The sequence below is a fragment of the Robinsoniella sp. KNHs210 genome, from assembly GCF_000686105.1.
GTDB classification, from domain to species: Bacteria; Bacillota; Clostridia; order Lachnospirales; family Lachnospiraceae; genus Robinsoniella; species Robinsoniella peoriensis.
This window is the reverse complement of the sequence record NZ_JMLZ01000002.1, coordinates 4,452,441-4,473,346: the sequence shown is the minus strand read 5'-3', so window position 1 is coordinate 4,473,346 and position 20,906 is coordinate 4,452,441. Positions and strand designations below refer to the sequence as shown.

Sequence of the window (20,906 nt, the reverse complement as noted above, 5' to 3'; positions counted from 1 at the left end):
CTATTCCTCCTTACAAATTAAGATATAACCATCAGTATCAACCAGAGAATAGTCATCCATCGTAGTAATTTCAAATATCTCCGGCACAATTCCAACGGCCAATTTATACTGTTGCCCGGTATTAACCGGGTTTGGGCTTATGTTTACATCGTTTATAACAATATTTGCTACTGCCATTACGATACCACCACCCTTACCGGTTCAATCCAGGTTTCATCACCTATCAGATAAATATATTTAAGTGTATACATTCCCGCAGTCAGTGGGCGTATGTAGGCATCAATTACATGTTCGTCTACAATGCATTCCCCCTCCATTTCAAGGGCTTCATCCTCTGTCCATAGTTCAAATTTTGCCATCCATATCTTAAATTCCCCGCCTGCTTCAGATGTTATCTCAATCTGCACATGCCGTTCTTCTCCGATATCAAATTTTGTTTTAAGCATCCGCCCACCTCCTTGCTTGCTAATATTCTTTCCCCAAAATACTGCTGTGCTACCAGCGCCGCCAAATAGGGAACCGGCTTTATGATAACCTTCTTTGATGAACGATCATATTCAAAGAAGATTCTGGTCATAAATGTTTCATTGCCGGCTTCATCAGTTGCATACAACTCTAAAATATATGTGCAGTCCTCATCTCCAGGGATCTGTACTTGCCACAGATCCCCTTCCATGCGTTCAAATACGATTTCTATTTGATCAACCTTTCCTATCAAGCGTTTTACTGCCATAGGATCACCGCCTAATCAGTAACTTCTACAGAAATCACGTAGGTTTTGCCCGCGTCTACCGGGTTTGGCGTAATCGTTACAGACTTAATAATCGGAGCTACCTGATCCAATGTAACTGTCCGGGTAACTGTGCTGGATTTACCGGCAGTATCCGTAGATACAACTGTAATTGTATTGCTTCCCGCAACAAGTGTTAATGCTTTCGAGAATGTACCATCTGCGTTAACTGTAACTGCTTCCGCTGCGCCGGCATTCAATTTTACGGTTACTGTACAAGGACTGGAAGTTGCATCGTTTGTTGTTCCTGTTACAGTACATGCTGCCTGGTTTGTAATTAAGTTATCCACCGGCGCTGTTACGGACAGTGTTGGCGGAACTGTATCCACAACAAAAGTTACAGATTTCTGTGCAGCGGCATTACCATCAAAGTCAGATGCATCAACTTTAATAGTGTTGCTGCCTTCCGGAAGTGCTGTTGTAGGCACGTAGCTGCAGGTGTAATTCTTGCCATTCTGTGTTTTCGTAATACCGGATGTAATAACAGATGATCCGATAGTTATCTTAATTGTATCTGGATTAACACCGGAATCTGTATCAGTTACCGTAAATGTTACGGTTGGCTTGTTATTGGTAAGTCTTGCACTTGCTGTAGGTGCTGTAATCGTAATTACCGGTGCCACTTTTTCTTTTACTTTTAACTTTAAGCTATCACCCAGTGTTGCATCGGTGTCTGCCTTAGTTGTTACGTTACCTGCCTCATCCGTAGCTTTTACAGTAACTGGGTAATAGTGCCCAGCATTTACATTGTAAGATGACCCAGAGGGCGCTGTAATAGTGGCCTCGTACTTTTTGGAAGTACTATTATAGGTTAACGTGTGTGTTTGACCATTTATAATAGCCTGAACTGTTTTTACTGCCATGTCTTTTCCTCCATTTAAATAACGCCCAAGGCTCCCTGGACGTCTGATTTTAGCGTTTCTATATCCTTTTTTGCCTGTGCAAGATCTGCAAGAATACTGACTGCACCGCCGCTTTCTAATTGCTTTAACAGCTCCTGCAGGGCGGCAAACTGCTCATTGGTTGCATTTAACAGTGCTTTCATATCTTCTATGGTAGCAAGCTGTTTTACGTCACCGGCCGCAAAAGTTGCAAATACTTTCTTGGTATCCAGCATTACTGCAAATTCACCAGGGCGCATTTTAGAGGGATCAAAGTCTTTTTCATTTCCTCTTCTTATTAAAATAATCATTTTAATCACTCCTCAGCTACTACAGATTGTGCAAACTCTTTTAACGATGCAATATGTGTTTGTATCTCGGGATCTACTACAATCCGGTTAACCCTTTTATTTTCCTCTATAATACGCCCCTTCTCATCGATTCTGGAAAAAGTAATGCTTGTACGGACTCCTTCTGCTGTTTCTAATATAGTAATACTTGTTACCTTATTCATAATTTAGTAACTCCTTTTCATATTCCTTCATATATTTAACTGCTTCCTTTGTGTAATCAAATGTTTTTGTCTCTGGCTGAATCAAATAAGATTCTAATCGATCCATGCCATGACCTACCTGTTTCGCCTTTACTTCCCAGACAAACTCCATACCTGGTGTTCCTTTTATAACAAAATAGAGTGGTTGCAACTCAGACACCCACAAATCGCCCTCACCATATTTTTGTGTAAAGACATTGTAGGCGTAATCGAAATCAATAGTTTCCGTAAATACATCTTCCATATAGATGTAGCACGTCCCCGTGTTATCCAAGGTTGCACGGCCGATATCCCCAAATAGTGGGGACGGTGTTTCGTAGCAATATAGTAATCGATCACCATAATTTGAAGTTTCTACACATTTTGATTTATTACCGTTCCTCACTACAAGACTATTGCAAGTTACACTGCCCTCTTTCTTTATTGATATGGAATTCGTTTGACTGTCATTAGGATCTTTTATCATAATACCATTTTGTGAAATCCGAACTCTTTCTATGTATCCACTTTGCCACGGCTCGCTTATAATGATTCCGTATACTTTCTCGCCTATTGGTGCCTCGTAATAACCATTCTCAGTTAACTCTACCCCAAATTCATCGGTAAAAAATGAAAATCCTTTTGCGCCAAAACTGGTTAGAAAAAAAGGATCATTACTATTTTTATCTTGATATACAATTCCATCGGAATAGAGCGATGCTTCTCCATGTTTATCTTTTATTACTAGCTGAGAAGGAGTTTTACCTTCTATTGAACCTTCTAGCTGAATGTTACCACCTGTAATTTGGGCATTAAATGCTTGAAGATTGTTTGTGATTGTATTTCCATTAGAATCAACCTTAAATGTGCCATTACCATTGTTAATCTCTACACCAGTAATTACTCCAGCATTTATTCGGTCTGCATTAATCCTTAATGCTTCAATAGAGTTTAAGACCGCATTGCCATATTTGTCATATCCATTATAATAATTCTTCCCTCCATCATTGCTTATAAAGAAACCATCTATAGATATTTTGTAAATGATCTCACTGTCTTTCATCTCTGGCTTGTCGTGCATGTAGCGAATTGTGCTACCGTCTCCTCCCTGTGCAATCGTTTCATAATATCCAAGTGCATTCAAGGCAATACTGTTAAGTTGTTGCGTTGCAATATCATACTGGCTGATCTCGTTTTTGATATCCTTTTTTGCCTGCGCCAGAAGTTTAGTCTCTGCTCCATACCGGGTATAATTATTTTCTGTTTTTGTTTCTGCATCGCAAATTACAGATTGATAACCCCCCATAGAAAACGTTGTATTTGTAATTACCGTTTTATAAGTGTCGTTTTTTCTATCTGTTATATATGCAACATCGCCTTCTTCAATGCTTGGATCCGACAAACTGGTTATTGACAATGGTCTAAAACGCCTACCTACAATTCTAGGTCCTACGTACCCCGCTACTTCTTCTGCGTGTCCCTTCTGTATCAATGGATTTCCTTCCAGAGACAATGCATAATCCTCTTTACCATATAGGAAAGATTCTGTTTTATCATTATTATCATCTGAACTATTATCCGCTGTAGCTTTTACACCAGTAATTACGATGTCTGCTACATCAATGTCTTGACTCCCCAGTAAAAATAGATGGTAAAAATCTCTCTGATCAGTAAAACTCCCGCCATCCGTTATATCACCAGAATAACTTTTAAAGTTTCCTCCATCTGCATTTGATCCTGTATAATCATAGAGGTTCCCTCCGTCTAAAATGTTATCATTTCTGTCGAATATACTAAAATCATACCATCCAAATTCTAATGCATTTGTGTTACTAATTCTAGCATAGCAGCACATGATTTGAGCACAGTAAGATATAATATCCCTGAATGTTAATGCTTCATCTTCCGGCCGCTTTTCTACTGTAAATCTACCATTTTGTATGGTTTGGGCATTATATGTCATCTGGCAGCACAAACAGGCATCCGCGATAATCTCATTAATGGTTGCTGGGTAGGAAAGCTTACTTTTAGAATAAGGTTGATCGAAGAACAGCATATAGTCATATGCCTCTATTGATATTGTAAGATCTTTTGATCTTGCTTTACATACCCGGTAAGTCCCTTTACTTAACACTTCCCAGCTGCCGTCTTCTAACTTTAATCCGATATAGGACCGGATATCTGCACCTTCAAAATCATACTCCGAAAATTTATCATTCATATTGTTTAGAACTGCAGTGTACTTCTTTATTACTGCCGCTCCAATATCGAACTTTCCGCTGCTGGATGTGGCACCATTGATGCTGTAAGACATAAAATCACCCGTTGATAGGGTTATCGTTTTGCCCTGTTTGGTACCGTCTTTAAAAGTTATCGTATCCTGGATACGAAACTCCCGGTCTTTTTGTATTGCTTTTTTATATTCTGTACTCGTGTTTATCATTTATTGATCACCTCTTTATCGTTGCACTACATCCACATTGGCGCTTTTATACCAATAATACCCGTCTCCTATATCTCCCATCACTTCCTTAGAAAGTGTCCCGCGGTAACTCTCCATCGTGATTAAGTTGCCATCATCCCGGAACGTAATCGGGAAAAACCCAACTGTCATGATACTTTTTATAAGGACAATGTCCTGCTCCGTTAAAAAGGACCACAGCAGGGAAATTGTCTTTTTCTCCGCAATGGCTTCTCCGATCATATAGGCATTTAATGTCCTGCCAGTGTCCGAACTCCATATAATTTCATCATTTATCTTCATGGAAACGGGGGCTGGCAGTTTTATGTCCCCGGATTGCAATATAAACATGTGCCATCCCTCCTTACTTAATTGTTACTGTGTTAAATCGTCTATCTATACTGGTTTGCGCCATCTGCGATGCAGTCGCTATCGTCTCTCCGTCCAGGTTAAAGCCAAGGGCAGATAATGCTGCTATTAACCGGATTACTGCCCGGTCAACAATAGATTCCAGTTCTTCTTTGGTAATGCTTCCGGATGCAGCCAGCAATGCCGCCTGCTTTGCCATTTCCAGCATTTTACCTTCCGGTGCTACAACTTCACCCTGGTGCCGGTTATCCCCAATCATGGCTAACTGTGGTGTGTTTGGTTTCACAAATCCACCTTGTGCCAATGCCGGGATTTGTGGTGTATCAATACTTGGAAGCCAGGTAAACGGCTCAAGAGGGCCTATGCTTAAATTTCTAAGTTGATCTAATGCCCAGTTAATTCCATTAAAAGGTACCGATATTACTGAGTTAATCCCATTAATTAACGCATTTATAACAGCCTTTAGTCCCTCTAAGATCCCCTCCTTAATGCCGTCAAATACTTGCCCACCAGAACTAAATACGTTTTTAACTGCCTCCCAGGCTGCAGAGAACTTATCTTTAAACCAATTTGTTATATTCCCGAATGCGCCGGTTATTCCTTTCCAGACACCGCCGAAGAAATCGCCTGCTTTAGAAAATGAGCTCTTTACACTTCCCCATGCATCAGAAAAAGTATTTTTGAAAAATGATTTTGTAGTGGAAAACGCACTTTTTACATTTCCCCAAACACTAGAAAATGCAGATCCAACGGTACTAAACGCTCCGATAACCGCATCTTTTGCCTGCTTAAATTTTTCACCGAACCAGTTTGCTGCCGGCGCAAATAATTCCTTTATGCCTTTCCATATGCCTCCCAGGAAATCTTTAATTCCATTCCAAATACCGGTAAAGAACGTCTTTATACCTTCCCAGGCTTTCTTCCAATCACCAGTAAAAACACCAACAATAAAATCTATCAAGCCGCCCAGTGCATCGAATAGATCTCCGACAACATCACCTATTGTGCCAAAGATATTCAGGAATAAAGTTCCCAAACCTTCAAGAATCGGTGCAAGTATAGGCATAATATTTTCTGCACACCAGTTGAGGAACGGCTGTATTGTTTTTTCCCAGATATCCTTAATTCCATCGGCAAGCTTACCAAAGAGTTCTAACCCTTTATTTATCGCTGGCTGTATATGTTCTTGCCAGACCGTAGTGAATTTCTGTGCAAGCTTATCTAACACCGGCGCGATATAAGTATTATAGCCATCAAGGATTTTGCCCTGTACTTCTGTGAATCCCGTTTTAAACGATTCAAACATAGGTTTAACATGTTCGTCATATACCGTTTGAAATTTTGCAAATGTATCTTTGACAGACTGGTGTAGTGTACCAAGCACCGTACTTATCGGTTCTAATGTATTATCAATTGCTTCTTTGATTTTATCCTTATTAGCTATCAGAGGACCGACAATCATATCTATGATATCTCGACCAAATTGGAGTGCAATATCTACAACTCCTAAAAAACCGTCTGAAAAGATACCAATTATAGACGCTGTACAACTTTTTGCATTTTCCCCCGAAAAAACCGAGAAAATATCTGCTACTGCAACCGAAAAATCTCCTGCAAGCGCGCTTATCTCAGCTGTCACATTGAAAATTGATACCAACCTGTCTTTTATAAAATCTTTACTTCCCTGCAGATATTTATCTATCCCGCCTACCAGATTATCTGCGATGGTTAGTCCGATACTTGCAACACTTCCCGCTGTTTTTCCCAGATTAATGGCGATTGAGTCCAGCATAGAATTAAAGCTGCTTACAACTTTAGGATCTGTAAATATATCTTTTAGAGACTGTCCTATTCCGGATAAATGGTTCTTTATTGAATCTATCTTTTTAAAACTATCTCCAAATCCTATCTGAAACCCTTTTTTAAATAGCCCTGCAAGCTCTTTTGCCCTGTCTATAAGACCTTGGATTTTTGAAGCTGTTTTATCGATTACTGTATCGTCCTGGGCTAAATTCCCGTAATCAACTGCACCACCAGTACCGCCCACCGCTCCACCGCCGGATCCGGAATCATCACTGTCTGTTTCCGGATCTGCCAGTTTATTTACCTGGTCAAACCCCATAAGGGCTTTCATATCCTTTGCGGCCTTTTTGGCGGCGCTCCCTACTCCCTTTGTGGATTCCTGCAGTCCGTCTGCAGCGCCAGAGGCTCCATCCAAGCCACCTGTTGCCGCAGCGGCTGTATCTGCCAAATCTGCGACCGGCGCTGCCGTTTGCCCGCTGGATTTGTTGCCGGTTATCAGCTCTGTAAAGGACTTAAAGGCATTTGCTAGGGTAGACAACTTGCCGATTAAAGTGTTTACCGCCTTAATAATAGGGGTAAACAGGTTTATAAGCCCCTGGCCAATTGTTGCCTTAAGGGAATCAAACTGCAGGGACAGGATCCTTACTTGGTTTGCCCATCCATCCGATGTCCTGGCGAAGTCACCAGTCGCTGTTGCCAGCTGCTGTTGTACGAACTGGTATCTTAATGCCACTTTCTCCGCCTCAGACATATTCGCAGTCGTTTTTCCGAAACCATTAGACATTGCATATGCATCCAGGGCAGTTTGCGTCATAACGATACCCAAATCTTTTAAGGACTCCGTTTCTCCCGTAAAGACACTTTTCATTTTGGTATAAGCTTCATCCTGGCTTATGTTATAAAATGAAGCCACATCACCGGATAACCCCGTTAAAGTAGTTCCCATATCATAGGCTTCCTTCTCGGAAAATCCAAAAGCCTTTGACATAGCACCAAATGTTCCGGTAAACTTTTTGGACATCGTCTCAGACAAACCAAAGCTTGTCGCAGCACTTTTGGAAAATTCATCCACTTTGGAACTCATAGATGGGAATGTTACATCCACAACGTTTTGCACTTCATTCAGATCTGATCCCAGGTCAAGACAAGCCTTGCCAAAATCTATCACTTTTTTAACAGCAAATGCAGCTGCAAGGGCCCCACCTGCCTTCTTTGCAAGAGCACCGATTCCGCCCATTTGCTTATCAAAACCATTTTTGTTAACAACCAAGTCAAGGCCAATCTGACCTACGCTTGTTGCTGCCATTCGTATCACCTGCCTTTTTTGGCATAATAAAAACGCCACCCATTAATGAGAGACGTTTTTTGCTTAATCTATTATTTCCTTGCTATTTATTGTGGGTAATAACATCAAGCGCTGACAATATAGTGTGCGCTTCGTTGAAAGCATTTTTATATTCTTTGCTGTCTATTTTAGTAGATTTAGTTATTAGTGGGATCATTAAGCACGGGCAGCCAAAGTTATTAAGCGTAACCTTAATAATAAGATTTTCTACTTTCTTCTTCTGTTTTCGCTTACCTGTGATTCCGCCTGCAACAGCACCAAATCCCCCAAAGAGAGCACCGCCGATCAGCGCCTGGCCAACACCACCACTAGTTACAATACTGTCATCTTCTAAAAGGTCATAATTAATCAAATCACTAAAGTTAAGCCAGGTTTTATCTCCTACCTTTTGCTTGCCTCCACCTACTATTTTCTCCGCCGCTACAGACATACCCATTGTGCCCACTGCCATAAAGCCTTTAAACAAAGATTTTCCTGCTCCTGCTTTTTTCCCATTAACCGGAACCGAACCATTAATTCTAAACATACTATGGTTTTCGTCAATCTGCACTGGGCCAATGCTTTTTGTACATTTAATAGCTTCTTTCTGTCGTTCTGAAATTGTATTCGCCCCAGTTTTTATTGCCGCCCACGCTTTTGAAGCTGTGAAACCTGTTTCTTCAATTTCTACTTCTTCTTGGCTATTGTCCAAGCTTTCTTCTTTGATTATTTCTTCAATAGGGCATCCGCAATTTGGACAAGATACCGCTTTGTTCGAAAACTCTTTTCCACACTCTGAACATATAATTAATGCCATTTCTATTCCCCCATACTTTTTTCTAAATTATACCAAATTAGAGGAATTAAGTAAACTGCATTTCGCCAATATTCTACTTTCCTTTTCCTGCCATTTCAATAAACCCATTTTTAAATGCTTCGAGTATTTTTCCCATGTCTTCTTCGCTTACCTTCTTGGCACATCTTCTTTTCCAATCCGCCTGGATCCGCTTCTGATCCTTTGTAAATTGTTTCAAAACATCCTTGTCTGTCTCTGATCGGATAGCTACTATGCGCCCCAAAGCTGTGTCAGGACTTATACCCATGAGAAGATCTTTAAATTCATCCCATTTCATTTCCTTTAAATCACGGGATAATCGAATCCCGTACTGCGCTTGAAAGCTGCTTATGATTAAATCAAAGTCATCAATCAAGTCGTAGTACGGGTCACTACTCTCCCGACTCTTCGTCTGCTCCCTGAATTAGATTCATGGCAGCTTCAATAATCACCATTAAATCCTTAAATGGAAGTTTCATTTTTTCAATTTTCTTCCTATCCTTTTCGCTGAACATCTTTTCGTATGCCAGCATAGCTGCCTCTGTTTCTGGTTTATTACCAAACAGCCCCATAATTTCTAACATGGTGGTTGCATCTGCATTTACTTCATACTCTGTACCTCTGATTACTAAAACAGGATTTTCATCAAAGCTTAATTTATCCGTAATATCTATTTTCTTCGCCATTTTTCTATCTCCTTGTATACATTAAGAAAAGGCAGGATTTCTCCCGCCTTATGCTGCTGGTGTTACCGTTGGTTTCCCATTACTTAACACTTCAAATTCCAGTGGTGCTATAGCTGTAGCATCCCCTGTTCCCGCATTTGTTACATTAATAACCGCACTTGTAAATTTAACGGTTGTGCCATCTGGAAACGTCCACTGGAAGTCTTTTTCCACCTTTCGTCCGTTTAACCATACCAATGCAGCAACTGCATCATTACCAGCATCTCCAACATTTCTTTTGGCTGTTACAGAAATCGTAACTGACTTGGATGTCATTAATCTTCGGGTCCAACCTTCCGTGTCATATGGATTCCATTCTTCCACTCCATTGTCAAAGCTCACTTCAAAAGTTTCACAGTCTGCAATTGATTTTAATGCTGCTGTTCCACCGGAAACCGCTGTGTCAATCTGGAACTGGTTTTCATAACACGGGTAAACCCCGCTTGCTTTTTCTCCTGCAAAGGTCTGCAGGTTTAATGGAATTCGCATATTCCTGCCCTCAATTGCTGCTCTTGCTTCATTCTGTTTCAAATTAATCACCTTTCCTTTCATATATAAGTTCTATCTCAATAACCATCTCATAGATCCCATTGTCATCTGTTCCCACATCCACCGGCTGATCTACAAGCGGATGAATAAATTTTATCTGCTTTTCATTGATTCTTACTTCTCTCATGGCTGCAAGCTTATCAAATAACTCTGCACCAACAGCTTCTGTATCCCGCATACTGCGGTTCCAGTGTATTAAGATGCTGATCTGCTTCGTTCCATAGGATTCTTTATCTTTCCCGCCTATCGCCACTGTATAAGGCGCTGAGCGCTTTAAATTGTACACTCCGATGCTTTGATCCTGCTTTGCGTCTAACTTTCCCATATAGACACTACTATCGTCTGTGAATCCAAGACCGGATACCAGATCCCGCACATCTTCTAACATCAGCATTATAATCCAGCCTCCTTCTTGTAAAATTCCTGATAGGCTTTCTTTGCAAAGTCTTTATTCTTGCCGCCAGGAAGCCAGTCTTCGTGCCATTTACCCTTTGCATTTGGATTTTCATTAGTCTGAAACTCAAACTCAGGGTGATAATACAGTTTTCTTGCATAGGGTGTGCTTGAAACTAAACTGACCCTGCCAGTTCCCGCTTCTGAATAGTCCACGAATGATCCTTCGTTTTGCAGTGCTCCCGTATCTCTTGGGATCACCTGCGCCTGAACCTCTTCGGTATGCAGCGCCTCTGCGGTTTTCTCCAATGCAGTTACCTGGGCGCGGGTTAACTGTTTTATCTTCTGGCTGTTTATCTTAACTTTTGAATTTACTTGAATCATTCCAGCATCAACTCCACATAATTTACGGTGCCATCCGGATTCCTTGCCTTTGTTCCCTGGTATATTTTCCTCTTTACCTCAAATATAATAGCGGTTCCTCCGCTTAGAGTTGGTAATTCTGGTGCAATATCCCCTGGAATAAGTGCCGTACCCGTAATCTGTACATATTTTTTATCTCCGGTAAATACTGTTTTTGCCATATCCTGATAGTTGCACATGGCATCTGTTTCCAGGGCTGTTTCTGGCTCACCGTATTTGTTCAGGCCTTCTTTCTCTATTACGATGTGGATCGGTGTGGTGCAGAACTGTTTTGGCACTAAATTAGGGTACTGCATCCTACACCGCCAATCTGCAGCATAATCCCGTCTGGCAAAGCTGCTCATAGGTGTCCCGCCTCATCGGGATCCCCTTCTGTATGGTAACATTCCAGCTTTCCCCAAACTGCATGGAAACACCATTTATGGAATAACCGGATAAGACCATGTCAAAGATATCTTTGTTTTGGTATTCGAATTCTGCCTGCTGACAACATACCTCCTGAAGGATCTCCTGCTGAAACGGTGTAAGATTAGAAAATCCCCGGCTTACAATCCGGTTGTAAGTCAGGGAATCCAGGTGGCGGCTGGCCTGTTTGAGATACTTTTCCATATCGTCATCATTTGTAATGACTGTTCCATTATATATATCCGAATAGTATGCTTCACTAGCATATGGTTTATATTTTACCATTGTGGCTATTCACCTTCTTTTTCCTGCCCTGGTTTCTTTCCTTTTGCTTTTTTCAACGCTTCCAGTTCCGTTACTGCTTTCATATATTCCTCATAAGAGACTGTCTTACCCTTGCCGGATGCAATGATATTTCCCGAATCATCCTTAATATCAAATCCTCGTGTCTGGTAAGATATTTTTTCTTTTTCGTCTATCAGATAGACTTTATTTCCTTTTTCCGCTGTCATATTATCCTCCTATGCCTGCACGTTCATGGAACATCCTTCAACCTTCTTTTCCAGCATAAACAAGTCACCGAAGTTTCTATTCTGGTAAAGGTATCCGTCTGCAGTTCTTGAATCTGTCCCAGGTGTAAACAGTTTAATGTAACTGTATTTATCCCTCGCCACAACACAGGACGTATGAATTAAAATCCAGTTGATTTGCTTAGCGTCTTCTGCTGCTACACATCCGGTTGTGAAGTCATACTTTGTTTTCATTCTGGCCGCCGGCACCATCCTGAAAGTCACATTGTCCAGGGAATGCACGTTTCTGTTAATGGTAGATGGTGTAGTTACTGTCATAACGCGCTGTATTCCCTCTGCTTCTTTAATAATTTTCTGCATAGCCGGGGTAACGTACATAAGCCTTCCTTCTTCCGGAACACCTGCTTCATCCATAAGCGCCATTTCCGTGTCAAATGCTTCCAAAAATACAGCAGCATCAATCACTGTTTTATCAATCCTGCCTGCATAGGTTGTTAATTCGGTATGAAGTTTTGAATATCTGTAAGAATCCTTTTCAGGAATAGCCTGTTCTGTTTCAAATGTATTCTGGATGTTTGCCACCGACAAAGTTAAATTTGTTTCATCAATGTCAAGTGGATCGATCCAGAACTCTACATCCCTGTCGTGCTCTAATTTCTTAGCTTCCCAGTCATTAGCAAGCGTTCCCGCGTTAAAACCTGGTGTTCTGGTATGGTCCTTATATCCTGTTACACTCATCCTGGGTAGCTTAATTGTTTGGGCATTAATAAACTTAACACCGGGATTACTTTTGGTAAGCTCGTCTGAGCAAAGCTCTTTTGCGTATTTCTGCTGCAATAACTGTGTAAATTGTGTTGCATAATCATATACTGCCATTTTTATACCTCTTTTCTTTTTATAATCCGAATGCTGCCTTTAGAGCATCATCCGTAGTTGTTTGTTGGTTTCCGCCGCCAGCTCCGATCTGTTTAAATCCTGTGGCCTGTTCTGTCGTTGGTTTCAATGCGGGTACATCTTCGAGAACCTTGTTTAAGGCTCCTTTTAAAGCCTCTTCGTTAATCTTTCCATCCTGACCCGCAACGTTGCTTAAATCCGCTAGTTTTAACACGTATGGCACTGTTTTAGCATCTATACCCAACTGAATAGCCTGCAAAATAGCCTGGTTCTCTACTTCCTTCTGTTGTGCCATAGCCTGCGCCTGTGCTGCCTGCGTCTGCAGTGCATTTATATCTGGCTGCTGTGCTGCCTGTTGCTGTTTAAAGGAAGCCATCGCCTGCTCTGCCTCTTCCTTGGATAGTCCTTGCTGCTTAAAATAGCCTTTTAGCACACTTTCTTCTGCCACAGACTGTTTTCCCTGGATAAGCTGCGCAATCTTATCGTAATCGATCTGTGGTGCAGCACCCGCTGTACCGGTTTGCGGCTGCCCAACAGGCTGTGTTGCCTGCGCTCCTGGATCTGTGCCTCCTGGCTCTGCAAAAATTTGTAATTTCATTGGTAGTTTTCTTCTCATAGCATAATCTCCTTTACAATTTATAAGAGTGTCTCTCTGTAACAGTTTTACGGGTGTCTCCCATCAACAGTTTTCACAGTGTGTCTCACCGTAGTTTAAAGCCTTCGGGCATAAAAATAAGACGTTTCACCCCGCGCCTTACAGGGAGATGTATGGACCACCTTACCCTTTCTTTTCTGATGTGACCTTTTCTGGAAGAATTTCAACCATGCCAAGCCTTGCTAACTTCTCAGCTCTGTCTCTTTTTACCTCAAACTCTTCGCCTGTCTGTCGAAGCCTGAGTTCGTTTTCACGATCTCGGAAGTTTGCCTTTACTTTTACTTTCACACTGTATCACCTCCTGCCGAATTATGTGCATAATAAAACCACCGATCAATATATATCGACTGGTGGTTTTACTTTATTTCCTTTAATTTTTCAAAATAACTATGGTATTCTTCTTTATACTCATCCACGGTCATTCCGGCCCGCCAAAAATCAAAACCTTTCATATACGGTGAAGCCCATGTTTCATCAATGAATATTTTTTTGGAGTTATCCTTTAATCTCTGTTGCCAAATGGGAATATATTGTTTCCGTTTTGATGGATCCCTCATTTTACCAAAATAGTATGCCTGCTCTATTTCAAACTCTTCAGGTGACATATCATCTTTCCAAAAAATAAACTCTTTCATTGATGGTGTAGCCCAATTATTTATTTCTCCCATCTATAGCAACAACTCCTTCCCCGTAAAACTCTTTCAATATACTTTCAATTATTATTTCTTCTCTTCTGGCACTTCTTTCAACTGGTGTAATTTTACCACTCCTTGACAATTTATTCAAGTCCTCCAATTCTTCTTCAAAATAGAAATCTGGATAAAAATCCGTATCAGCATCTTTAGTACGTTTTGCAATGTATTTCATACCATCATTTTGTACTGCTATCTGAACAGGTATATTCGAATATAAAATTGGAGTGGTAAGGTCGGCCTCTGACAACGAGCTAATGATATTATGATTATGGATAAAAGCAAAATTCTCGTCTGGATGGGATTCTACATACTTCCAAAAATCAATACCAACACTCCCAGGATCTCCATTTGTTTCATAGTACTCCAGCTTTCCTGTCTTCAGATTTACAAGATGCATATGCTCACATCTGTCCTCATTTCCCTTTTTAGCCACATCCTCAATAGCCTCTGATAATCCTCTATTAACTGTTTCATTATATTCAGGAAGCGACACAGAATAGTCATTCTTTTTGTCATAATAAACAGGTTCATTTTTATATATGAATTGTGATTTTGCTCTTGAACCGATTTTTTCCTGCCATTCCGCTGCTCTGCCACCATGCATCCTTTGATTGTCTTCATCTAAAGAAAACTTAGCTAATCGTTTTAACTTTTCAACCTGCCTCTCCGCATGCTGTTTTTGCGCCTCTTGTTTATTTACTTTCTCAACAGCTTCCAACTCCTGTTTTGTCCAGGTATCATCTGCAGTAGATATTCCCGGAAAGTATGTCGTATGGCTATCCTTACATCGAGGATGATATAGTCCTGCTGCTATAGCGGTGCTCATTAGCGGATACTTCCCATCTGATGGTTTGCCACCGGACCATACATCATCAACCAATATCTTGCCCACAAACGGCAAACACATTGGACAGGGATTTCCACGCTTATTTACTATAACAGTACTGATTCCCCACTCCTGCCGCTTTTCTCCCTCTCCGGTCAAATAGGCACGTTTGGAAGCTGTCTGTATTGCCATAAATGCATAATCGCTTATTTTATGCCTTGCCCCGTTTTTATATTCAATGCAGTTTATGCCGGAACCTAAAAAATCCTTGGTCGCCATGTCTACGGCCTTTTCATAGGTGCCCGCTCCGGTATTTGCATATACCTGTGCATTAAAAATAATCTTACGGTATTGATCATCCGCCATTCGTAACATTGCGTGTTCCGCTTTGGAAAAATCCTTCCGGGTGGCTCCGATCAAGGCATTCAGTTTACGATCATTCAGTTTAAAAAACTCACCCGTTGTCTGCATACTTTTATTCAGACTTCCCGGAGGTTTCCAACCTTTCTTTATGGCATTCATGATCTCTATTTCCTGATCCAGTCCGCCTTGCTTTCTTGCCTTATGGATTATTTCATCCACAGATCCATTTATATCTGCAAATTTCCCTTGAAATTTCTTCTGGTTCTGCTTCTTATATTTTTCCAGTGCCTGCAGCTGTTTTGCTTGCCACATTTCCCAGCGCATTTCTTCTGCAGATTCTTCCACCTTATGCCGCTTCATATTCCGCATCATGGAAGCGATCAATTCTTCTTCAATGGCAGCGAATGCTTCTTCGATATCATATGGTTCCATATGGATCACCTGCCATTCGACAGCACTTTAAAGCCCTGGCTCTTAAACTGCCGGATCATTGCTTTAAGCTGGGTGGAGCTGCTGCATTTATCACACCGCAGTTCTGCATAATCACTTTTTTCAATTGCGTAGACTCCAAAGGCTACCTGTTCACTGGCTATTTTTAGAAGCCCCTGGTATTCCTTCCGGCTCATGCGGTACATTCTTTTCGCTACCTGCACTTTCATCTGGCAGACCCCCTTCTACATTTGCTTTAAAACCTCCAAGATCCATGTTGATACCAGGTTCATCTGCTTCTGTAATGCCCTGCTCTGCCTTAAGCCGTTGGATCTCTTCCTGCTTACAATGTTCATCCAGCGTATCGCCATACAGTTCTTCTACCGCCCGCTCTATAGACATAATGCCCTGGGTTTTTGCTTTGCCTATGGTTTCCACCTGTGACTCAAAACTTGGATTAGCATATTCTCCGAAAGGTATGTTTACTTCCACCTCTTCCACTGGTTTCCCGTATAGCAGGTTGTAAGCATTTATACATGCAGTAACCACCTCTGGCAACGTCTCCTGCAGTGCCTCTACAATCGCATTCCTGGTGTACAGCGTGGCTTTTTCTTTTTCCCTCTGCGCTTCTGCATTGTCCAATTTTTTTGTGTCTATGCCCAGTGTAGAAGGTGATATAACGCCCTGTAAACACTGGTCAAGTGCTGTTATGTAGGAAGCAAGGTAACTTTCGTGTGGGATATTCGGTTGATCTATCTCAATTTTGCTGCCTCCATCTTCTGAAAAACCACCTTTAGTCTCAATAAAACTATTATCAAACGGATTTGGCTTTAATAGCTTTCCGTTTTTTTCATCCTTTGGTATTAAGTCTTCCGGTATTCTTTTTATAGGCCTCCCCTTACGCAAAGCATCCATCCACTGTGACCAAGTTTCGTCAAATGCGTCATAACAATCTAGCTTGCCATCATAAATGCTTCCGCCCCTGCCTTCGTACTTGGCACTTTCATATACCTGTAACGGCACCGCAAGAATTACTTTGTCATCGAATACCCAGTCGGACACTCCTTTTGTATTGTCGATTGCATGCAAGTCAACCAGTTTGTCGCCTTCATACAGTTCATTCCTTATGTACCCATGTCCGTAATGCTCATACAAGACATACTGCTGGCTTCTGACTGTGTAAGGCGTCTTGAACACCACCTCTTCCAGATCATCTCCGTCATAGACCAATTCAATTCTTTCCCCCGGATACCAGCGCAGGATCGGATATTCGCTTTTCTTAGTGTTAATGGTTACCTTATAGGCTCCATCTCCTATATAGAGTACCTCTTTTAAGGATCTTTCAAATTTCTTCCGAAACCTGTTTGCTTTCTCTATGTCTTTCCACAGCAGTTCCTGTGCTGGATTTTTAAATTCAAAGTCGTTCATGTCTTCGACTATAATACCAGTAAAAATGCGAACAATCATCCCGGGTAATCCGGTGTGTATCTTCCTCATTTCCATACCTGGTGTACACTTGGATGACCAGAACTTATACTTATCAGCATATTCCGGATTCTGCTGATACATCTGCTCTATCTCGTTTCCATCGCCACGGTACCATATACGATTTCTGATTGCAGATAGTTCAAAGTCCATGACTTCGTTAATCTGGATACCATAAGAGTTTGACGGCTGAATCTGTAGCCAGCTCCTCAGTCCTCGTTTTATATTATCTTCCAATTTCTTTGTCCACCTCACTTTATCACGCTCCTAACATGTACATTGTTTCCGCAACGCCTGTAGTGCAATCCGGTGCATCATCGTGCTTATTTTCTCCATCGCGCTGATATCTAACCATAGCCTGGTAATACTCCGGCCATTTGTGCATCCAGTTCTGTGGATAATAAACATGTTCCATTACCCACGTTGCGTTTGATAATATTCTTGCTTTTTTATTTTTCGACTGGTGGAACCACTTAATTATTGTAATAAAGTTTTTAAAATGTTCTTCTGATATTCGTTTTACATTCCTGGCGAAACCAGAACCGCCATTATTGCTCTCCACCCTTGCCCTGTTTACCGCATATTCCTTAAATCGTTTTGCTGTTTCTGGCTCCGTAATTTCCATACCTTGTTGCGTATAATACACGTCCAACACATAAGCCTCTCTAAGATATATGCCCCAGATAATTGTGCATAGATAGTCGGATCCTTCATCCGCGGTGTCTGTATAGCTGTAGATTCCTTCAAACAGGCTGTTTCCGTTATTGTCTACAGGTAGCTTATCGTAGGTCTTAAAACTGGTGTACAAACGGCCTTTAAGGTCTATTGGTTCTTGCTGGTAGTTGGCGCTTGCTATATCTTCTCCCATAGCTTTTATTTTGTCTGTATAGGATTTATAAGATAGAACTTCTGGGCAAAGCATCTCGCATGTTTCCTTGTTTATCAAGGCTTTCATGCTTATGTGCCTTATATTTACTCCGTTTTCTTTATAATGTTCTAAAGCCCTACCTGCCAGATCATCACTTGCCCATCGTGTCATTATGATAATAATCTTTCCGCTTTCTTCCAGACGCGAAAGCATTGTGTTAGTGAACCATTCCCAATGTTTTTCTTTTACATTTTCGTTATTGGCTTCCTCTGCGTTCTTTATCAGATCATCTATAATAAGTAGCGAAGCCCCAAATCCAGTTGCTGTTCCTGTGGGCGAAGTTGCTAAATAATTATTATAACCACCTTCCAAGCTCCATAAATTCATCGCACCGTCACCGCGCTTTATGTATACTCCCGGAAATACATCTGAGAAAACCGGTTTGTAAATATCCGCCTTTTCCTCCATTATGTCATTTCGGACATTCTTAGAAAACATGGTTGAAAGTGTTTCGTTGTAAGAACCAGTCATTATTTTTTCTTTCTGGTTTCTCCCCAACACCCACTCTACAAATAATCCAGCTGTACGGCTTTTGCCGTGTCTGGGCGGTTCATTTATTATTAATACCTGCTCTTCACTCTCATAAAAGTTCTGGAATTCTGTGCACAGTTCAATGAGATATTCCCTATCGGCCTTATAAAAGTCTGGCGCTTTTAGTTTGCAATAAAAAAAGAACTCACGCCTTGCAAGTTCTATCTTAGCCCCTAACTGTATTAGCTTGCTATCCATCATGTATCAGCTTCTTTAGTTCTTCTGTAGTAAGTCCCTCAAATGGATTATTAATGGATATGCCTCCGCTGTGCTCTATATCCTGCTTATCCCTCCACTCATGAGGTTTCCTGTTCTTAAGCCAGAATATCTGTGCTGTAGTATCTGGAACAACCTCTTTCGTCTTACGTTCCGCCAGTATCTCTTTGGTTTTTGGAAATTGTTCCTGAACAAGCATAAGTTCATCGTCCGTGGCATCCGGGTGATTAAGTCTGTATCTGTTCATGTACTCGTGCAGCTTATCCGAATATTCTACCTGCTCCATTGGTACACTGATATACTTGTTTTCCGTATAAGAATATCCAAGTGCACGCTTCAAAAGCGCATTCTCCACTTTTCGATCAATTATTTCCTTTCCCTTTTTTAGGGTGTCTTGAATATCTTGATACTTTGTTTTCCATGATTGTAAAGTGGAATACCCAATTCCCATATTTGCGGCTATCTGTTCCTCTACAAGCCCGTCTCTTGCCCATCCTTCTATTTTCAGCAAGCCTTCCGGCTGTAACCATTCTTGATATTTACCTTTTGCCATTCAGGCTCACCTTCTTTCTAAATCAAGTTATTAACAAAAAGACACCCGCCTAAGCAGATGCCTATTCATCCCCGCCCTGCAGGGATTTACTATGTGTTCCGGATTTTACCCGGAGATTCAATTACCGGGCTTTGACACCCGGTAATCGTATGTGTTTGGGAGAACTTTTCAATGAACAAATAGATGAGCTGTACCTATTAGTTCCAAGTGGGTTCTTTGAACCTACTTCTACAATATCTATTATATCACGTTATTTTGTGCTTTGTGTGCGTTTTAAATAATTATCAACTTTTCTGCTCACCCGGCTTCTGTCCATACAAAGTCTTTTCCCCACTTCTTCCTGATTCATCCCGTCCACAAATAAATAAGTGAAGATCAATCGTAAAGTGGTGTCTTCTATTCCTGAAATAAACTCTTCTACCGCTATCCGCTTCTCTTCAGATGCTTTTTTCTGTTTCTCTAACTTTATTTCCAAGTTCCTGATCCGGATCCGCTTCTTCTCGTCATCTAAGATATTGTAGCCAGACACATGAAATGTCATGGGCTGGTATGGAAATTCCGGATTAGATCCCTTTGCAGATCCATATTCATAGTTTGCTGTCATGCTCCGCAGGTTGTGGATCCGATTCTCCAGGGCTTTTATGTCCTGATCTAACTTCTTGTAGTCTTCTAATGTTTTCTTGTCCAAGCCCACCCCTCCTTTGATATGGTATATGTCTAAAATGCCACCATGCCCCATCCGGAATATCCGCAAACATGGCTTTATCCTGCCTGGCACTATCTAAGTGCCTTATTGCCGCTGTTCTACTTTCTCTTTTCATTCATTTTCCTTTCTTAAATTTCAGTTTTATTCATTTAATTGTTGAAAAAACAGTATTACAGGATTATGATGACCCTCTCTTTCTAAATGTTCCATTACTGCTTTAATTCCTTCAACAGAATTTAATTGACGTTTCACGGATAATATACATCCTACAAATCCTCTATCTGTTTTTGCCGAAACATAATATTTCATTTTTACACTCCTTAAATTTGGATATAATAACCTTGTAATCAATATCCCAACATTAAAAACTTGCACAAATAATAAAGCTATCAACATAGGAATTATTTCGTGTGTTTTAATTGCATAAATCAAACATATAGTCCACGCGACTGCCGATATAATCCAGCATATAGCAAAAAACATAAATATAAGCTCTTTCATTCCTAATCCCTTTTCCCTTTCCAACTCCGGCACCGTTCACACCGCTTCTTGCTGCTCACCAGCGTCCCCAAAATCATATTTGCCCGTTTACAAGTTGGATGTAC

Annotated in this window: 29 protein-coding genes; all 29 read right to left on the bottom strand. The window is 41.0% G+C overall.

The features are described 5' to 3' along the window. Entirely contained in the window at positions 1–177 is a 177-nt protein-coding gene (locus CD03_RS38080) for a hypothetical protein (protein WP_156043038.1), read from the bottom strand. Next, complete coding sequence (locus CD03_RS0125960) at positions 177–446, bottom strand: hypothetical protein (RefSeq protein ID WP_027296108.1); 270 nt, start codon at positions 444–446, stop codon at positions 177–179. Before CD03_RS0125960 ends, CD03_RS38080 begins: the two co-directional genes overlap by 1 nt. Further along, positions 392–733, bottom strand: coding sequence for a PF13754 domain-containing protein (locus CD03_RS34905; RefSeq protein ID WP_052377983.1), 342 nt, complete (start codon positions 731–733; stop codon positions 392–394). The genes CD03_RS0125960 and CD03_RS34905 overlap by 55 nt, the downstream gene beginning before the upstream one ends. An 11-nt stretch (positions 734–744) precedes the next feature. After that, positions 745–1,653 (bottom strand): Ig-like domain-containing protein, encoded by a 909-nt coding sequence (locus CD03_RS0125950; protein WP_027296107.1) that lies wholly within the window; start codon positions 1,651–1,653, stop codon positions 745–747. Between the two features lie 14 nt (positions 1,654–1,667). Beyond that, on the bottom strand, positions 1,668–1,982 hold the full coding sequence (locus CD03_RS0125945; protein WP_027296106.1) for a hypothetical protein: 315 nt from the start codon (positions 1,980–1,982) through the stop codon (positions 1,668–1,670). Between the two features lie 5 nt (positions 1,983–1,987). Further along, positions 1,988–2,185 (bottom strand): hypothetical protein, encoded by a 198-nt coding sequence (locus tag CD03_RS0125940; RefSeq protein WP_027296105.1) that lies wholly within the window; start codon positions 2,183–2,185, stop codon positions 1,988–1,990. Beyond that, a complete protein-coding gene (locus tag CD03_RS36520) occupies positions 2,178–4,646 on the bottom strand; it encodes a hypothetical protein (RefSeq protein ID WP_052377982.1) in 2,469 nt (822 codons plus the stop codon). Before CD03_RS36520 ends, CD03_RS0125940 begins: the two co-directional genes overlap by 8 nt. A gap of 15 nt (positions 4,647–4,661) precedes the next feature. Next, complete coding sequence (locus tag CD03_RS0125930; protein WP_027296104.1) at positions 4,662–5,015, bottom strand: hypothetical protein; 354 nt, start codon at positions 5,013–5,015, stop codon at positions 4,662–4,664. 13 nt (positions 5,016–5,028) lie between these two features. After that, positions 5,029–8,142 carry a hypothetical protein gene (locus tag CD03_RS0125925; RefSeq protein WP_027296103.1) on the bottom strand — a complete coding sequence of 1,038 codons (3,114 nt, stop codon included), beginning with the start codon at positions 8,140–8,142 and terminating at the stop codon, positions 5,029–5,031. Positions 8,143–8,224: 82 nt separating this feature from the next. Next, on the bottom strand, positions 8,225–8,977 hold the full coding sequence (locus CD03_RS34895; RefSeq protein ID WP_052377981.1) for a zinc ribbon domain-containing protein: 753 nt from the start codon (positions 8,975–8,977) through the stop codon (positions 8,225–8,227). Between the two features lie 73 nt (positions 8,978–9,050). Then, the gene (locus CD03_RS34890) at positions 9,051–9,371 is read right to left on the bottom strand and encodes a Gp15 family bacteriophage protein (protein ID WP_044289671.1); all 321 of its coding nucleotides are present in this window, start codon (positions 9,369–9,371) and stop codon (positions 9,051–9,053) included. A gap of 16 nt (positions 9,372–9,387) precedes the next feature. Continuing rightward, positions 9,388–9,681, bottom strand: coding sequence for a hypothetical protein (locus CD03_RS0125910; RefSeq protein ID WP_027296102.1), 294 nt, complete (start codon positions 9,679–9,681; stop codon positions 9,388–9,390). Positions 9,682–9,729: 48 nt separating this feature from the next. Next, entirely contained in the window at positions 9,730–10,251 is a 522-nt protein-coding gene (locus CD03_RS0125905) for a phage tail tube protein (RefSeq protein ID WP_242849158.1), read from the bottom strand. A 1-nt stretch (position 10,252) separates the two neighbouring features. Beyond that, positions 10,253–10,663 (bottom strand): minor capsid protein, encoded by a 411-nt coding sequence (locus tag CD03_RS0125900; protein WP_027296100.1) that lies wholly within the window; start codon positions 10,661–10,663, stop codon positions 10,253–10,255. Further along, on the bottom strand, positions 10,663–11,046 hold the full coding sequence (locus CD03_RS0125895) for a hypothetical protein (RefSeq protein ID WP_242849157.1): 384 nt from the start codon (positions 11,044–11,046) through the stop codon (positions 10,663–10,665). The genes CD03_RS0125900 and CD03_RS0125895 overlap by 1 nt, the downstream gene beginning before the upstream one ends. Further along, positions 11,043–11,381, bottom strand: coding sequence for a hypothetical protein (locus tag CD03_RS0125890; RefSeq protein ID WP_027296098.1), 339 nt, complete (start codon positions 11,379–11,381; stop codon positions 11,043–11,045). Before CD03_RS0125890 ends, CD03_RS0125895 begins: the two co-directional genes overlap by 4 nt. Before the next feature lies 1 nt (position 11,382). Beyond that, entirely contained in the window at positions 11,383–11,775 is a 393-nt protein-coding gene (locus CD03_RS0125885) for a hypothetical protein (RefSeq protein ID WP_027296097.1), read from the bottom strand. A 5-nt stretch (positions 11,776–11,780) separates the two neighbouring features. Further along, positions 11,781–12,002, bottom strand: a complete 222-nt coding sequence (locus CD03_RS0125880; RefSeq protein ID WP_027296096.1) for a hypothetical protein — start codon at positions 12,000–12,002, stop codon at positions 11,781–11,783. A gap of 9 nt (positions 12,003–12,011) precedes the next feature. Next, a complete protein-coding gene (locus CD03_RS0125875) occupies positions 12,012–12,896 on the bottom strand; it encodes a hypothetical protein (protein ID WP_027296095.1) in 885 nt (294 codons plus the stop codon). 19 nt (positions 12,897–12,915) lie between these two features. Continuing rightward, on the bottom strand, positions 12,916–13,530 hold the full coding sequence (locus CD03_RS0125870) for a hypothetical protein (protein ID WP_027296094.1): 615 nt from the start codon (positions 13,528–13,530) through the stop codon (positions 12,916–12,918). 162 nt (positions 13,531–13,692) lie between these two features. Beyond that, on the bottom strand, positions 13,693–13,857 hold the full coding sequence (locus tag CD03_RS38075) for a hypothetical protein (RefSeq protein WP_156043037.1): 165 nt from the start codon (positions 13,855–13,857) through the stop codon (positions 13,693–13,695). Positions 13,858–13,925: 68 nt separating this feature from the next. Beyond that, positions 13,926–14,237, bottom strand: a complete 312-nt coding sequence (locus tag CD03_RS0125860) for a hypothetical protein (protein ID WP_027296093.1) — start codon at positions 14,235–14,237, stop codon at positions 13,926–13,928. Further along, a complete protein-coding gene (locus CD03_RS36515) occupies positions 14,221–15,885 on the bottom strand; it encodes a phage minor capsid protein (RefSeq protein ID WP_052377980.1) in 1,665 nt (554 codons plus the stop codon). Before CD03_RS36515 ends, CD03_RS0125860 begins: the two co-directional genes overlap by 17 nt. Positions 15,886–15,890: 5 nt before the next feature. Further along, a complete protein-coding gene (locus CD03_RS34875) occupies positions 15,891–16,079 on the bottom strand; it encodes a hypothetical protein (RefSeq protein WP_242849156.1) in 189 nt (62 codons plus the stop codon). Further along, positions 16,036–17,622: a phage portal protein gene (locus CD03_RS0125840; protein WP_027296092.1), complete on the bottom strand. Its 1,587-nt coding sequence runs from the start codon at positions 17,620–17,622 to the stop codon at positions 16,036–16,038. Before CD03_RS0125840 ends, CD03_RS34875 begins: the two co-directional genes overlap by 44 nt. Before the next feature lie 4 nt (positions 17,623–17,626). Further along, positions 17,627–19,027 (bottom strand): phage terminase large subunit, encoded by a 1,401-nt coding sequence (terL, locus tag CD03_RS0125835; RefSeq protein ID WP_027296091.1) that lies wholly within the window; start codon positions 19,025–19,027, stop codon positions 17,627–17,629. Continuing rightward, positions 19,017–19,595, bottom strand: coding sequence for a hypothetical protein (locus CD03_RS0125830; RefSeq protein ID WP_027296090.1), 579 nt, complete (start codon positions 19,593–19,595; stop codon positions 19,017–19,019). The genes terL and CD03_RS0125830 overlap by 11 nt, the downstream gene beginning before the upstream one ends. Positions 19,596–19,845: 250 nt before the next feature. Then, on the bottom strand, positions 19,846–20,283 hold the full coding sequence (locus CD03_RS0125825; protein ID WP_027296089.1) for a hypothetical protein: 438 nt from the start codon (positions 20,281–20,283) through the stop codon (positions 19,846–19,848). A 159-nt stretch (positions 20,284–20,442) separates the two neighbouring features. Next, on the bottom strand, positions 20,443–20,826 hold the full coding sequence (locus CD03_RS34870) for a hypothetical protein (RefSeq protein WP_156043036.1): 384 nt from the start codon (positions 20,824–20,826) through the stop codon (positions 20,443–20,445). Positions 20,827–20,906: the final 80 nt, after the last annotated feature.

Coding starts and splice junctions, on each gene's coding strand:
- CD03_RS0125925 (WP_027296103.1), bottom strand. CDS start 8,142: ATGGCAGCAACAAGCGTAGGTCAGATTGGCCTTGACTTGGTTGTTAAC.
- CD03_RS0125870 (WP_027296094.1), bottom strand. CDS start 13,530: ATGAGAAGAAAACTACCAATGAAATTACAAATTTTTGCAGAGCCAGGA.
- terL (WP_027296091.1), bottom strand. CDS start 19,027: ATGATGGATAGCAAGCTAATACAGTTAGGGGCTAAGATAGAACTTGCA.
- CD03_RS0125875 (WP_027296095.1), bottom strand. CDS start 12,896: ATGGCAGTATATGATTATGCAACACAATTTACACAGTTATTGCAGCAG.
- CD03_RS0125910 (WP_027296102.1), bottom strand. CDS start 9,681: ATGGCGAAGAAAATAGATATTACGGATAAATTAAGCTTTGATGAAAAT.
- CD03_RS0125940 (WP_027296105.1), bottom strand. CDS start 2,185: ATGAATAAGGTAACAAGTATTACTATATTAGAAACAGCAGAAGGAGTC.
- CD03_RS0125880 (WP_027296096.1), bottom strand. CDS start 12,002: ATGACAGCGGAAAAAGGAAATAAAGTCTATCTGATAGACGAAAAAGAA.
- CD03_RS0125885 (WP_027296097.1), bottom strand. CDS start 11,775: ATGGTAAAATATAAACCATATGCTAGTGAAGCATACTATTCGGATATA.
- CD03_RS0125890 (WP_027296098.1), bottom strand. CDS start 11,381: ATGCAGTACCCTAATTTAGTGCCAAAACAGTTCTGCACCACACCGATC.
- CD03_RS0125930 (WP_027296104.1), bottom strand. CDS start 5,015: ATGTTTATATTGCAATCCGGGGACATAAAACTGCCAGCCCCCGTTTCC.
- CD03_RS34875 (WP_242849156.1), bottom strand. CDS start 16,079: ATGAGCCGGAAGGAATACCAGGGGCTTCTAAAAATAGCCAGTGAACAG.
- CD03_RS0125950 (WP_027296107.1), bottom strand. CDS start 1,653: ATGGCAGTAAAAACAGTTCAGGCTATTATAAATGGTCAAACACACACG.
- CD03_RS0125960 (WP_027296108.1), bottom strand. CDS start 446: ATGCTTAAAACAAAATTTGATATCGGAGAAGAACGGCATGTGCAGATT.
- CD03_RS34905 (WP_052377983.1), bottom strand. CDS start 733: ATGGCAGTAAAACGCTTGATAGGAAAGGTTGATCAAATAGAAATCGTA.
- CD03_RS0125895 (WP_242849157.1), bottom strand. CDS start 11,046: ATGATTCAAGTAAATTCAAAAGTTAAGATAAACAGCCAGAAGATAAAA.
- CD03_RS0125945 (WP_027296106.1), bottom strand. CDS start 1,982: ATGATTATTTTAATAAGAAGAGGAAATGAAAAAGACTTTGATCCCTCT.
- CD03_RS0125860 (WP_027296093.1), bottom strand. CDS start 14,237: ATGGGAGAAATAAATAATTGGGCTACACCATCAATGAAAGAGTTTATT.
- CD03_RS0125830 (WP_027296090.1), bottom strand. CDS start 19,595: ATGGCAAAAGGTAAATATCAAGAATGGTTACAGCCGGAAGGCTTGCTG.
- CD03_RS36515 (WP_052377980.1), bottom strand. CDS start 15,885: ATGGAACCATATGATATCGAAGAAGCATTCGCTGCCATTGAAGAAGAA.
- CD03_RS38080 (WP_156043038.1), bottom strand. CDS start 177: ATGGCAGTAGCAAATATTGTTATAAACGATGTAAACATAAGCCCAAAC.
- CD03_RS36520 (WP_052377982.1), bottom strand. CDS start 4,646: ATGATAAACACGAGTACAGAATATAAAAAAGCAATACAAAAAGACCGG.
- CD03_RS34895 (WP_052377981.1), bottom strand. CDS start 8,977: ATGGCATTAATTATATGTTCAGAGTGTGGAAAAGAGTTTTCGAACAAA.
- CD03_RS0125900 (WP_027296100.1), bottom strand. CDS start 10,663: ATGCTGATGTTAGAAGATGTGCGGGATCTGGTATCCGGTCTTGGATTC.